The sequence below is a fragment of the Hwanghaeella sp. LZ110 genome, from assembly GCF_048892525.1.
Lineage (GTDB): Bacteria > Pseudomonadota > Alphaproteobacteria > UBA8366 > Aestuariispiraceae > Pacificispira.
The window spans coordinates 172,460-184,920 of sequence record NZ_JBLZHT010000002.1 but is presented as its reverse complement, the minus strand read 5'-3'; the positions used below and the strand labels follow the sequence as shown (position 1 = coordinate 184,920).

At 57.0% G+C, this 12,461-nt stretch carries 14 protein-coding genes and 1 tRNA gene; 8 read left to right on the top strand and 7 right to left on the bottom strand.

All coding sequences use genetic code 11. From position 1 onward, the window contains the following. The first annotated feature begins 36 nt into the window (after positions 1–36). Complete coding sequence (locus ACOSDM_RS04585) at positions 37–513, top strand: MarR family winged helix-turn-helix transcriptional regulator (protein WP_420723312.1); 477 nt, start codon at positions 37–39, stop codon at positions 511–513. 49 nt (positions 514–562) lie between these two features. Here ACOSDM_RS04585 and gshB read toward each other — a convergent pair whose 3' ends face one another. The 3 genes from gshB to ACOSDM_RS04570 are packed head-to-tail and all read right to left on the bottom strand — an operon-like array spanning position 563 to position 3,072. Beyond that, a complete protein-coding gene (gshB, locus tag ACOSDM_RS04580; protein ID WP_420723311.1) occupies positions 563–1,504 on the bottom strand; it encodes a glutathione synthase in 942 nt (313 codons plus the stop codon). 36 nt (positions 1,505–1,540) lie between these two features. Next, the gene (locus tag ACOSDM_RS04575) at positions 1,541–2,431 is read right to left on the bottom strand and encodes a SirB1 family protein (RefSeq protein ID WP_420723310.1); all 891 of its coding nucleotides are present in this window, start codon (positions 2,429–2,431) and stop codon (positions 1,541–1,543) included. Beyond that, positions 2,428–3,072 carry a BON domain-containing protein gene (locus tag ACOSDM_RS04570; RefSeq protein ID WP_420723309.1) on the bottom strand — a complete coding sequence of 215 codons (645 nt, stop codon included), beginning with the start codon at positions 3,070–3,072 and terminating at the stop codon, positions 2,428–2,430. Before ACOSDM_RS04570 ends, ACOSDM_RS04575 begins: the two co-directional genes overlap by 4 nt. On the opposite strand from ACOSDM_RS04570, the gene ACOSDM_RS04565 reads away from it, so the two are divergent. Next, positions 3,071–3,223: a hypothetical protein gene (locus ACOSDM_RS04565; protein WP_420723308.1), complete on the top strand. Its 153-nt coding sequence runs from the start codon at positions 3,071–3,073 to the stop codon at positions 3,221–3,223. The two genes, ACOSDM_RS04570 and ACOSDM_RS04565, sit on opposite strands and share 2 nt — an antisense overlap. Here the strand turns inward: ACOSDM_RS04565 and ACOSDM_RS04560 are convergent. Next, positions 3,220–3,606: a YraN family protein gene (locus ACOSDM_RS04560; protein WP_420723307.1), complete on the bottom strand. Its 387-nt coding sequence runs from the start codon at positions 3,604–3,606 to the stop codon at positions 3,220–3,222. The genes ACOSDM_RS04565 and ACOSDM_RS04560 overlap by 4 nt on opposite strands. Before the next feature lie 190 nt (positions 3,607–3,796). On the opposite strand from ACOSDM_RS04560, the gene ACOSDM_RS04555 reads away from it, so the two are divergent. After that, positions 3,797–5,380, top strand: a complete 1,584-nt coding sequence (locus tag ACOSDM_RS04555; RefSeq protein ID WP_420723306.1) for a penicillin-binding protein activator — start codon at positions 3,797–3,799, stop codon at positions 5,378–5,380. Positions 5,381–5,452: 72 nt separating this feature from the next. After that, a tRNA-Arg gene (locus tag ACOSDM_RS04550) sits at positions 5,453–5,529 on the top strand. A gap of 75 nt (positions 5,530–5,604) precedes the next feature. Here the strand turns inward: ACOSDM_RS04550 and ACOSDM_RS04545 are convergent. The 3 genes from ACOSDM_RS04545 to htpG all read right to left on the bottom strand — a co-directional run bounded on the left by ACOSDM_RS04545 (position 5,605) and on the right by htpG (position 9,008). Continuing rightward, positions 5,605–6,624, bottom strand: coding sequence for a hypothetical protein (locus ACOSDM_RS04545; protein WP_420723305.1), 1,020 nt, complete (start codon positions 6,622–6,624; stop codon positions 5,605–5,607). Between the two features lie 135 nt (positions 6,625–6,759). Then, a complete protein-coding gene (locus ACOSDM_RS04540; protein ID WP_420723304.1) occupies positions 6,760–7,062 on the bottom strand; it encodes a YciI family protein in 303 nt (100 codons plus the stop codon). 89 nt (positions 7,063–7,151) lie between these two features. Next, on the bottom strand, positions 7,152–9,008 hold the full coding sequence (htpG, locus tag ACOSDM_RS04535) for a molecular chaperone HtpG (RefSeq protein ID WP_420723635.1): 1,857 nt from the start codon (positions 9,006–9,008) through the stop codon (positions 7,152–7,154). Between the two features lie 202 nt (positions 9,009–9,210). Here htpG and ACOSDM_RS04530 point away from each other — a divergent pair, with 202 nt between their 5' ends. The 4 genes from ACOSDM_RS04530 to ACOSDM_RS04515 all read left to right on the top strand — a co-directional run bounded on the left by ACOSDM_RS04530 (position 9,211) and on the right by ACOSDM_RS04515 (position 12,461). Further along, entirely contained in the window at positions 9,211–10,119 is a 909-nt protein-coding gene (locus ACOSDM_RS04530) for an MBL fold metallo-hydrolase (protein ID WP_420723303.1), read from the top strand. Between the two features lie 6 nt (positions 10,120–10,125). Continuing rightward, positions 10,126–10,983, top strand: coding sequence for a pantoate--beta-alanine ligase (gene panC, locus ACOSDM_RS04525; RefSeq protein ID WP_420723302.1), 858 nt, complete (start codon positions 10,126–10,128; stop codon positions 10,981–10,983). Further along, the gene (panB, locus tag ACOSDM_RS04520) at positions 10,983–11,792 is read left to right on the top strand and encodes a 3-methyl-2-oxobutanoate hydroxymethyltransferase (protein ID WP_420723301.1); all 810 of its coding nucleotides are present in this window, start codon (positions 10,983–10,985) and stop codon (positions 11,790–11,792) included. Before panC ends, panB begins: the two co-directional genes overlap by 1 nt. A gap of 69 nt (positions 11,793–11,861) precedes the next feature. After that, positions 11,862–12,461 carry a cysteine hydrolase family protein gene (locus ACOSDM_RS04515; protein WP_420723300.1) on the top strand — a complete coding sequence of 200 codons (600 nt, stop codon included), beginning with the start codon at positions 11,862–11,864 and terminating at the stop codon, positions 12,459–12,461.

Genomic DNA, 12,461 nt, shown 5'->3' with positions numbered 1-12,461 from the left:
ACTTTTCCCCAGTGGTTAATGCTTCCGAGGGGACTTATGCTGACACAACGCGCCAATCATGCTGTCACAGTCTTGCGCCAGATCCTGCAAGCGACGGAAAACTATGCCCGGGCGGTGACCCGGCAGACCGGTCTGACGACATCACAATTGCTGGTATTGCAGATATTGGATGATTTCGGGGCCAGTTCTGCAGGCAGCGTGTCCACGCGCATGGGCATTTCTCAGGCCACCATGACCAGCCTTATCCATAAATTGGAAGCCAAAGGGATGATCCTGCGGGAACGCGGTGACACCGACCGCCGCCAGGTCTGGCTGTCTATTTCAGACATTGGGCGCGCCACCCTGTCACACGCCCCGGAAGGATTGCAGGCAAAATTCGGCGAACGCTTTGCCGCGCTGGAAGACTGGGAACAATCCCTGCTGATCGCCGGTCTGGAACGCACCGCCTCCCTGCTGGACGCAGAAGGCCTGGAAGCAACGCCAGTCCTGGATGTCGGCCGGGTGGAGAGTTAAAAGACCCGAAGATCTTGGGTAAGCTTCAAATCACGCTTGCGCCAAAAACCTATAACCTTGCCTCGATCGCGTCCCAGATCAGGCCGGACAGGTTGCTGCCGTCATAGCGGTCGATTTCCTGGATGCCGGTGGGCGACGTGACGTTGATTTCGGTCAGCTTGTTACCAATCACGTCGATGCCAACGAATATCAACCCGCGTTCTTTCAGCATCGGGCCGATTGCCTCACAGATCTTGTGTTCTTCTGGCGTTATACCGGATTTATCAGGACGCCCACCAACATGCATGTTGGAGCGGGCTTCTCCCTCTGCCGGGACGCGATTGATCGCCCCCACAGCGACGCCATCAACCAGGATGATTCGCTTATCCCCCTGGCGAACCTCGGGCATATAGCGCTGTACCATCACCGGCTCGCGGCTGGTCGCCTCAAACATTTCCATCAGGGAGGCCATGTTTGAATCATCGGGTTTCAGGTGGAAAACCCCAGCCCCGCCATTGCCAAACAACGGCTTGATGATGATATCGCCATACTCTTTGCGAAAGGCCTTGATCTCATCCCGGTCGCGGGTGATCAGGGTTTCTGGCATCAGGTCGGGGAAATGTGTCACCAACAGCTTTTCCGGGGCATTTCGAACATGGGCCGGATCATTGACCACCAATGTTTCGGGATGTACCTGCTCCAGGATATGGGTTGCGGTGATATAACCCATATCAAAGGGCGGGTCCTGGCGCATCAGGATCACATCCACATCCGCGCGCAGATCCAGAGTCCGGATTTCCCCCAGCGTGAAGTGATTGCCCTGTTCCCGGCGCAGCGTCATCGGATGGCCCATCGCGCTGATCCGTCCCTGACGATACGTCAAAGCCTGGGGCAGGTAATGAAACAGGCTGTGGCCCCGGGCCTGTGCCTCAAGCCCCAGGGCGAAAGATGAATCCCCATTGATATTGATCGACTGTATCGGATCCATCTGGATCGCCACGCGCAGGCTCATGATTTCATCCTTAAAAACAAAGGGGTCGACGACCCGCTAATGAAGGGAACTCCGCAATTCATCCACCAGGGTCGCAACTTCTCGTCTGTGGCCGTCGCGGGTTTCTGTCTGAAGATAGGTTTCCAGGGCGGCAATTGCCGTACGCACCTTACCGATATGGGCATTCATCAAACCGGATTCCCGCCATAGGGTTGGCCGATCCGGGGCCAGCAGCAACATGGATTCGACAATATGGGCTGCCTCTTCGACCCGTTGATCTTTAATCAGGCGCAGTTTGATGTTGTTCTGTAGCCGCAACAGGACATCGCGATCAGACACGGGCTCGTAATGGCGTGCCTGTAATTCCGCGTCATTGCCCGCCGTTGCTTTTAACAGCGCGCGCAGGGCGGGCGCATCCAACGGCACCCCGCCATCGAAAGGATCGACAATGATCCGCTCCCCCTCAACCTCAAAGCGCAATAAAAAATGGCCGGGGAAATCAAGCCCTTGCATATTCCAGCCCTGGGACCGGGCCAGATGCATCATCAAGATACCCAGGGCCACCGGCAATCCGCGGCGGCGGTCTATCACCCGGATGATGTTGGCGTTCTGTAAATCATCATAGGTGTCCCTATCACCGCTATAGCCATGCAGACCGAACAGGACGTGATTGATTGCCACCAGGCGCAACGCCGCGTCCTGAGATTCAATATCTGCCTTTGACATTGCGGCCGTCAGGTCCTGTTCCATCGTGGACAGATGATCGCGATAGAAGACCAGCCGGTCCGTTGGGGAATCGAAGGCGGCCAGCGCCAGCGCACCCTCTGCAATATCAAGCGGCGCATCACCCTGACGGGCCAGACCCTGCAATATCTCCTCCGCCCAGGCCTCACTGCTGACAGGGACATCCGCGCGCGGTGATGGGTCTCTTGAAGGGGTTTTCCTCATTCTGCGGCTTTCTGTACTTTCATTTCCTGCAACTGTTCCAATACGGCCTGTCGTTCCGGAGAATCCTTCAATTGAACATAGGATACAACCCGCCGGACCCGCTCAATATTCCGGGCATGCGCCAGAACGCGATCCAGTTCCGCCTGATTCTGTGCAATCCCGATGATAAACAGCGTCCCGTTTGTTGAGTCGGAAATATAGTTCAACCCCTTGATCTGCTTGTCCAGGGTCAGGTCCAGATCCATCGCCTTCTCAATCTTCAGGTCGAACCCGGAATTGATGAAACCGACATCATTGCCAATCAGGATTTCATTGATCACCTCAACAACGCCATCAGACTGCCAGGCGGTTTCCACCGCCTTAACCCGATCATCAGCATTGGGAACGATCCCGGTCAACAGGATGCGCCCTTCGACGACAGAAACGTCAATGCGCTGAAATGTTTCGAAATCGATATCGATCAATGCCTTCTGGAGCGAGACTTCCATCGACTTGTCGTCCAGCGTTTGTTGAAATCCACGTTCCTGAAGGGCGGCCGTTCCAACCACTGCACCCGCTGTCGTGGCAACACCCAGGGGAGAGCAGGCCGGAACCAGCAGAAGACCGAGCAACAGGGCAATCGAACGGGCGAACTGGCGCATGGAATCCTCGTTTCATTATACTTGGCAGGAAATATCGTCGACCGACCGGTTCCTGCAATGGCGCATCACGTTCCCAAAGGTAGGATGCGTCGCCCGCCGCCGCAATGGGGTCTGGGGCAAGCTGGGTCATCAAATGCCACCAGCCCCCTAAAGCCGCCAAGCATCAACAACATGAATGGGGCGGCGACCCGGGGCGACCGCGATCAGATCAAACCGCAGCGATATAGTGGGGTCCTGTTTCCTGTGCGTGCACCACCAGGCGGCGGCCCGTTCAATCCGGTGGCGCTGCTTCGGTCCCAGGGCCTCCAGAGCGGCGTCCATCGTGCTGCGGGCCTTGACTTCCACAAAACAGATCACTTTGCCCCGGCGGGCGATCAGGTCCAATTCTCCAACCGGTGTTTTCAATCGGCGGTCCAGGATCCGATACCCTTTCAGGCGCAACCACAGCACGGCCAAAGCCTCTGCCCGTCGCCCGCCTGCTTCCGCTTCCTGCCGTGCCTGCTGATCGCCGCCGCGACGCCGCCAAAGCTTCATCTGTTTGACCCACCGCCTTGCCTGTCGAAAAAATGCCGTATTCCCGCCCTAGACTTATCTGACGTTTGCTGTACGACAATTTTACAAATCCACGCATTCAATGAAATCGGACTCGTTTTTGATGTCGTGTTTGATTAAATACCAAAATGCTAGAAGATCAAATAACCCTATCAAATACTTGGGTTCCCTGGTGCCACAGGATATAACAGGCGCAACATTGGAGACGTCCCGCATGGTCAGCCATACTGCCACGCCGCATTTGCCCTTTCAGCCTGCGCGCCTGATCACGTCGGTCCTGCGCCCCTGTCGCAGCGTGCTGCCCGCAATATTTGCGCTTTCGACAACATTGATCGTCAGCGCGTGCGGTGTCAGCGGCGGGTCTTCGGTCTGGGGCAATGCACCCAGCGGTCCCGGTTTGGGAACCCCCCAGACGCCAACGGCACAATCTGCAACCAGAGGCGACGCCCCGGAAGGCACGCCGGGCGCGAATGATGCCCTGACCGGCATGGGCGGCAGCACGCTGGCGCTGGGGGATTCGGGCTATTTGACACCCCCACCCGACGCTGTTCGACAAATTGAGGGAATCCCCGTCGCCATTCTTGTGCCGTTAAGCGGCAGATTGGCCGGGCCAGGCAAGGCCCTGCTGGAAGGCGCGCAAATGGCGTTGTTTGACGTCGGGAACCCCGAATTCAGGTTGATGCCGTTTGATACGATGGGCACGGCGCTTGGCGCGGAACAAGCCGCCCGGTCGGCGATTAACAAAGGCGCACGCCTGATTGTCGGTCCGCTATTGGCAGACTCTGTCACCGCCGTCAGACCGATTGCAGAGGCGGCCAATATCAAGGTTGTCGCCTTCTCCAACTCCAGCCATGTTGCAGGCGGCCCCATATTTCTGGCCGGTTTTACACCCGAAGAACAGGTGGATGCCATCGTTGCCCATGCCATGGCGGAAGGGCGACGTCGGTTTGCCATCCTGGCACCCTCCAATGAATATGGAAATGTCTCCGTCGATGCGCTGCGGACCTCCGTAGAGAAGCGGGGCGGGGAATTCAGCCGTGTTGGGTTCTACAATCCAGACGCCCTGGATTTCAGCGAACAGATCCAAAGTCTGTCGGATTACAAAAGCCGGGTTCAGGCGCTGAAGCAACAACGCGCAGAATTATCCGCACAAGGCGATCAGGCCTCGAAACAAGCGCTGAAACGGATGGAGGTTCTGGATACCTGGGGCGATCCGCCTTTTGATGCGCTTTTACTGCCAGTCTTGGACCCGCAAACATTGCAAATTCTATCGGCCCAATTGGCCTATTATGACGTCGATCAGCCAACAGTCCGCCTGTTGGGGTTACAGCGCTGGGACAGTTTCCCGAACCTGGCTTCGGAACCCGGCCTGATCGGCAGCCAGTTTCCCGCCGCCCGTTCCGCTTATCGCGACCAGTTTGAAGCCCGCTTTGCCCAACTGTTCGGCCATGGCGCGTCTGATCTGTCGGCGCTGTCCTATGACGTGACCGCAGTCGCTGCCGCCCTGGCCAGACCCAGCGCAACCGGCCCGAAATATGACGTGGCCACGCTGACCGATCCCCAGGGCTTTATCGGTGCGGAAGGCCTGTTCCGCTTTCAGGAAAATGGCATTGCCCAGCGCGGCTTTGCCATCATGGAGGTACAGTCATCCGGCGTGCGCATGATTCAGGAAGCCCCCCGCAGCTTCGACCAGCCGGTCACGACCTACCCGCCCCAACCCACAGAGGGAACAGCCCCCGCCCTACCCACGTCTTAAAAGGCCACATTGGAATTTTTAAGCACATTGTGGCTGGAAATCCCCGATGGAACCGTCTATAAGCCCCCTCGCGCGCCCGTAGCTCAGATGGATAGAGTGCTGCCCTCCGAAGGCAGAGGTCACAGGTTCGAATCCTGTCGGGCGCACCATTTTTTTCGAAGACTTTAGCGTATTCTGGCAATTGTCCGCGCAGGTCGTATTTTGGGTCAGCTATATTGGGGCCCCTATCGCGCCTCAAAATATATTGAATCAATCAATTGGTAGCTGTTCAGCGTGCGCCAGTTGATATCAGCCCGCCCATCATGGAATTTCAGTGTTTCCCCGGCTGAAACCTCATAGACAACCGTGTTGCCTGTTACCTTGGGCTGCGTGTCTGTTGTTATGACGCCAGCCCGGGCGTCCTCAACCAGTACAAAGGTAACACGCGCATCCTGCTGAAAAGACATTTCGCGCGTCCAGCCACGATCATAGCGATGCCCCAGATAGTCCCAATAAACCGGCAGGCCCAATTCGCCAGCAGCATCGCCTGTTCCCTGGGCGGAACCATCCAGGGCCCCAACACGCAACCCCGTATCCGGGATCCAGGGAATCGTGCCTGGCAGAACCGTCATGCTTCCCTGCTCTGCCTGAATAAAGTCCGGGAACTGACGGAATACTGGATGAAATTTGGCGTTGTGGGAAACAGGTCGCCAAATCTCCTCAGGTGCCATCCCTGCTGTTTGATAGGCGGAAACCTCTGACCCAGATAAAACTTTCTGATTAACCATCGGCACAAGGCCAGTATGGGGATCCACCAGGAAAGTCGTCCCATCGGGGCGATAAACCCGCACTATTGTATGGGCCCCACCCCGCCGACCAATCAAGTTTAACTGTACCGCGTGATATCCTAGCTTTTGTATTAAATAAGCCAGCGTGCGCGCACTGGCATCACAATGCCCTCTCAGTTCAATCACCTCGATCGCGCCAGGCTCCACCCTAAGGAAAGCGGGAAGGCCTGTATGGGTAACGAAGGGTCTAAGCTTTAGAAGAAGCGGTTTTTCCTGAGGGTCGCTGGTCAAATATATCTCATAAACGCGCTTGGTCAGGTCTATTGCCAGCGCGTCCAGATTCATCTGGCCTTCAGCCTGTCCAACAAAGTCCAATGCGGATTGTTTGGCATAGGCTTCGACCAGAACCTTGAACCCGGTCAAGGCAACAACACCAAAGACAACCAGGCTTACAGTCCATATCGCAATTGTTTTCATTGGCCGACCCCGGACATTCCCTGCATCACCGGTGCTGTTTCATACCTGTGCATAAAGCCCTAATTCTCTATGAGCAGGCAAACGAACATTTCATACGCATTGGCGGTCGGATTGTGCACCTGGCAAGCGCCTGCGTCAGTCTTGAACGATCCCATCCAGAATGGCCATGTTCCAGCGGTGAAGGGTGATCTTTCCACGCAGGCCCGCTTGTGTTGCCGGGTCGGCGTCAATGATGGCCTGGGCTTCTGCGCGCGTGTCGGCCTTCACGATCAACAGGCTGCCAATCTTGCTTTCTCCATCATCGCTGCGCAGGCTGCCAGCCGCCAGGATCCGGTCCTTTATCGACAATTCATAGTCCCAATGTGCGGCCATCAGCGCCGCATCTGCGCGCAGTCGGGGTCCGTCCGCGCTGTCCTCACTGACAATCATCCAGGGCATTGTGCTCTCCTCATCCGATAGAAAAAGGGTCCCAGCACGGCGTGTGTTGGGACCCTTTTGAATTCAAGTTTCAATTCTCAAGTCAGCGATCAGCTATAGGCCTTGGCCATCAGATCGGCCAGATGTTTCGCAAACGCGCTGGGATCGGGCAGGGCCTCGCCTTCCAGCAGGCGGGCCTGATCCAATAGCATGGAGGGAGCCGCGCCCAGATCGCCCTTGCCATCGGTACCGGCCTTGCCCGCCAGTGCCTTGATCAGGGGGTGTTTCGGGTTGATCTCCAAAATGCGCTGCGCTTCCGCTTCCAGGCGGTTATGCTGTTTCAGCAACCGTTCCAGATGCATATCCATGGCGTTTTCATCAGCCACCAGACAGACCGCACTGTTGGTCAGGCGATCGGTGCTGCGGATATCCTTAACCGCATTTCCCAAGGCCAGTTTCAGGGCGATCACCAGACCATCGACCGTGCTGTCCAGCTGTTCGGCCTCGTCCTCATCCTTGGCTTCCTCAGCCTTGATTTTAGACAGGTCAGCCCCGCCCCGGGTGACGGACTTAAAGGTCTTACCGTCAAATTCACCCACCGAGGGAATCCAGAATTCATCCACCGGATCAGACATCATCAGAACCTCAACGCCCTTAGCGTCGAAACCTTCCAATTGCGGGCTTTTCTTCAAGACCGCCTTGTCTTCGCCCGAAATATAGTAAATCGAGTCCTGACCTTCCTTCATATCGGCGACATAGTCGGCCAGTGAAATCATGCCGTCCCGCTTGGTTGAGTGGAAACGACAGAGTTTCAGCAGGGAGTCCTTATCAGACGTGCCCTCATACAGGCCTTCCTTCATCACCAGGCCGAATTTCTCCCAGAAACTGACATAGCCGGTCGGATCGGATTCAGCTTTTTTTGCCAATTCAGACAGGACCCGTTTGACCACACCGGCACGGATCTTACTGACGACCGGATTGTTTTGCAGCATTTCGCGCGACACGTTCAGCGGCAGATCCTCGCTGTCGATCACGCCGCGCAGGAACCGCAGCCAGGACGGCAGAAGGTCATCGCATTCCTCGCTGATGAAGACCCGCTTCACATACAGTTTCAGCTTGGACATGCGGTCCGGATGGAACAGATCGAACGGGCGTTCCGTCGGAATAAAGATCAGGCCGGCATATTCAATCACGCCTTCCGCCTTGAAATGCAGCGTCATCCAGGGCTCGTCAAAGCCATGTGATACGTGACGATAGAATTCCGTGTATTGTTGGTCTTCGATTTCTGATTTCGGCCGCGTCCACAGGGCGGATGCTTCGTTCAGCCGATCCGGCTCTTCTTCGCTCTTGGCCGGATCAATGAATTCAATCGGGAAGGGGATATGATCGGAATAGGTCTTCACCACCCGCTGTAAGGTCGATTTTTCCAGATATTCCTGGGCGTCGTCCTTCAGCGACAGGGTGATCGACGTGCCATGCGGCGCGGCATCGGCAGGTTCAATCGTAAAGCCGGTGCGCCCATCAGAGGTCCAGCGCCAGGTTTCGTCCGATCCGGCGCGACGCGACAGAACGGAAATCTGGGTGGAGACCATATAGCCGGAATAGAAACCAACGCCAAATTGACCGATCAGGCTGACATCTTTTTTCTTATCCCCGGTCAGATTATCAACGAAGGCGGCCGTGCCGGACCGGGCGATTGTGCCCAGATTGTCGATCAGATCATCGCGCGTCATGCCGATGCCATTATCGGTGATGGTCAGGGTTTTGGCGTCTGGATCGGCCTGCAATGTGATGCGAAAGCCGCTGTCGCCATCCATCAATCCAGGCGTTTCAATCGCCAGATAGCGCAGCTTGTCACACGCATCCGCTGCGTTGGAGATCAATTCGCGCAGGAAGATTTCACGCTCTGAATACAGGGCATTGGCAACGATATCGAGCAATCGCCCGACTTCTGCCTGAAACCCCATTGTTTCTGCGCCACCTTTTTGAGGCTCATTTTTTTCTGGGCCACCAGAATTGGCCCCACCAGATTTAACGGTGTCGCCTTTGGTCTTTGTCGCCATGGCTTATGTCCCTTTTTAAAATTCTGTGTTGGATTTAGTGCTGTGGATATAGTTTCTTACCCCCGATCACACAAGAGCACCCCTTTTCCCGAAACAGGCCGCTGCAATGACCCGTCCGATTTTTGACCGCACATTTGATCCCCATTATGGCGAGGCAGTGGCCCTGTCGCCGCTGATTCGGCGGGTCGTCGCCCCCAATGCCAGCGCGTTTACCTTTTATGGCACCGGCACCTATATCATCGGCATGGGTCAGGATGTGGCCGTGATTGACCCTGGGCCCCTGCGCGATGATCACTATTCAGCACTGTTGACCGCCTTGGCGGGTGATACGGTCACGGCGATCCTGATCACCCATACCCATTTGGATCATTCCCCCCTGGCGGCGAGGCTGAAGGCGGAGACGGGTTCGCCCACCTATGGCTTTGGACCCCATGGCGGGGGCGAGGCGGTGCAGGTGGAAGAAGGGGCAGATCGCGATTTCACCCCCGATATCATCCTAAGGGATGGCGAGAGGGTTTCTGGCAAGGGTTGGACTGTCCAGGCCGTACACACGCCCGGCCATACGTCCAACCATCTGTGTTTCGCACTGGAGGAAGAAGCCGCCCTGTTCAGTGGCGACCATGTCATGGGCTGGTCCACCAGTGTGATATCCCCGCCTGATGGGGATATGGCGGCCTATATGGAATCCCTGCGAAAACTGTTGGGGCGCGGTGAAGACCTGTATTACCCCACCCATGGCAATCCGATCCAGAACGCCAGACAGCATGTGAAAGATTTCATCGCCCATCGTCTGGATCGCGAGGCACAGATCCTGGCCTGTCTGAATGCCGGGCTGCAGACGATTGGCGACATGGTCCCGGCGATGTATCGCGATGTGCCGGAAAAGCTGCACGCGGCGGCGGCGCGGTCTGTTCTGGCGCATCTGCTGCATATGGCAGAAGACGGGCGTATCACTTGCAGTGACCCAAATCCCACCTTAGGGTCCCGTTTCTTCCCGGCAGCGTCCCTTTCATAAGGCCCAATGATGCAAATCTGTGAAACAAAGCACGCAATCCGCACCCATGTCGCAGGGCTGCGCAAGAAAGGCCAACGGATCGGTCTGGTGCCGACAATGGGCTATCTGCATGAGGGACATCTGCAATTGGTGCGGCGGGCGGCGGCGCAGTCCGATCATGTCGTGGTGACGATTTTCGTCAATCCCTTGCAGTTTGGTCGCAATGAGGATTTAGACAGCTATCCCCGCGATGCAGAGCGGGATTTTGCCCTGTTGCGATCCGCAGGCGTCTCGGCGGTATTCTGCCCAAGCCCGGGAGAAATGTATGGGGGAACGGCAGATACCCATGTTGATGTGCCCAGCCTGTCTGGCATATTGCAGGGGCTACAGCGCCCCGGACATTTTCGCGGCGTCGCAACCGTGGTGACGAAATTGTTCAACATCGTTCAAGCGGATATCGCTGTCTTTGGTGAAAAGGACTATCAGCAACTGACCGTTATTCGCCGCATGGTGGCCGATTTGGACATGCCCATTGAAATCATCGCCCACCCGACCGTGCGGGAGGCAGACGGGCTGGCCATGTCGTCCCGCAATGTGCGTTTAACAGCAAAAGAGCGCGCCATCGCGCCCATCATCAACAAAGCCCTGGACAAGGCCCAGACAATCGCGCGCGACACTGCGGACATACAGACCATCCTTGACGGCCTGTATGCCATCTTGCGGGAACAACCGCTTTTGCAAATCAGAACCGTTGATATGGTTGATGCCAAGACGCTGGAGCCCCTCCATAGCCTGACACAGCCAGCCGTTATTCTGGTCACGGCGGAACTGGGATCGGTCCTGTTGCTGGATCAACGCGTCATTACACCAAGACAGGGGGACTGATGAGCCGTCACACCCGCATAAAGCGCCGCACCGCACCGGCGATCGCTGCGATGAAGGGGGGCGTGCCCATCGTGTCCCTGACCGCCTATAGCGCCTGTATGGCGTCCCTGGTCGATCCCCATGTGGATTTCATCCTGGTGGGGGACAGTCTGGGCATGGTTGCCCATGGGATGGACTCCACAACACCGGTTTCATTGGACCTGATGATCGCCCATGGCCGTGCCGTTGTTTCGGGAACATCAAAGGCGCTGATTATCGTCGATATGCCTTTTGGCAGCTATGAAGAAAGCCCAGAAGCCGCCTTTCGCAACGCTGCCCGCATCCTGAAGGAAACCGGCTGTGGCGCGGTGAAACTGGAAGGCGGCGCACGCTGTGCTGAGACGATCCGTTTTCTGGTGGAACGCGGCATTCCGGTCATGGGGCATATCGGCCTGACGCCACAATCAACCCATGTCATGGGCGGTTTCAAAACACAGGGGCGGGACCGCGACACATGGCCCGACCATCAGGCCGATGCCCAGGCCGTTGCCCAGGCGGGGGCCTTCGCCGTCGTGCTGGAGGGAATGGTCGAGGAACTGGCCGCAAAGCTGACACAGGAAATTGCCATTCCCACAATTGGCATCGGGGCGTCGCCTGCCTGTGACGGGCAGATTCTGGTTCTGGAAGACATGTTGGGCATAACCCGGAACCCCCCGAAATTTGTGAAGGTCTTTGCAGATATCGGATCACAGATCGACACCGCCGTGGAACGCTATGCCCAATCTGTGAAAGACAGGCGCTTCCCAACGGAGGATCAGACCTATCGCTGAGGCGAAAGCGTGTCATACTGAATGGGCACAATTGCCTGTTTCAAAAAATATCCCGTGAGAGGAAACAAGATGTCCGCCCCAAAGACCCTGCTGGCTATGTCCGGCGCTGATCTGACCCCAGCGACGTTATCTACCTCAACCCTGCTTCTGATTGATTGCCAGGAGGAATACCGCAGCGGATTTCTGCCTCTGCCCGACGTCGATGCGGCTCTGGCGCAATGTCAGACGCTGTTAAACCGCGCCCGTGGCCTGCAACGCCCCATCGTGCATGTGCGCCATGTTGGAAAGCCTGGCGGGGCCTTTGACATTACCGGCACAGGCGGACAGATCATGATGGAAGTCGCGCCGCAGGATGGTGAACCAGTTGTCGATAAGGGGCTGCCCAACAGCTTTGCCAAGACCCGTTTACACGACGTCCTGACGGCACAGGGGGCGACATCGCTGATCATTGTCGGCTTCATGACCCATATGTGCGTCAGTTCCACCGCCCGGGTCGCCCTGGATCTGGGATATCGCACCACTGTGGTGGACCAGGCCTGCGCCACGCGGGACTTACCCAAGCCGGGCGGGGGCATCCTGTCTGCCGCAGACCTGCATATCGCGGCCTTAACCGGCCTGTCAGACCGGTTTTCCATCATCGCGCCGGATGCGGCCTCGATTACAGACTGA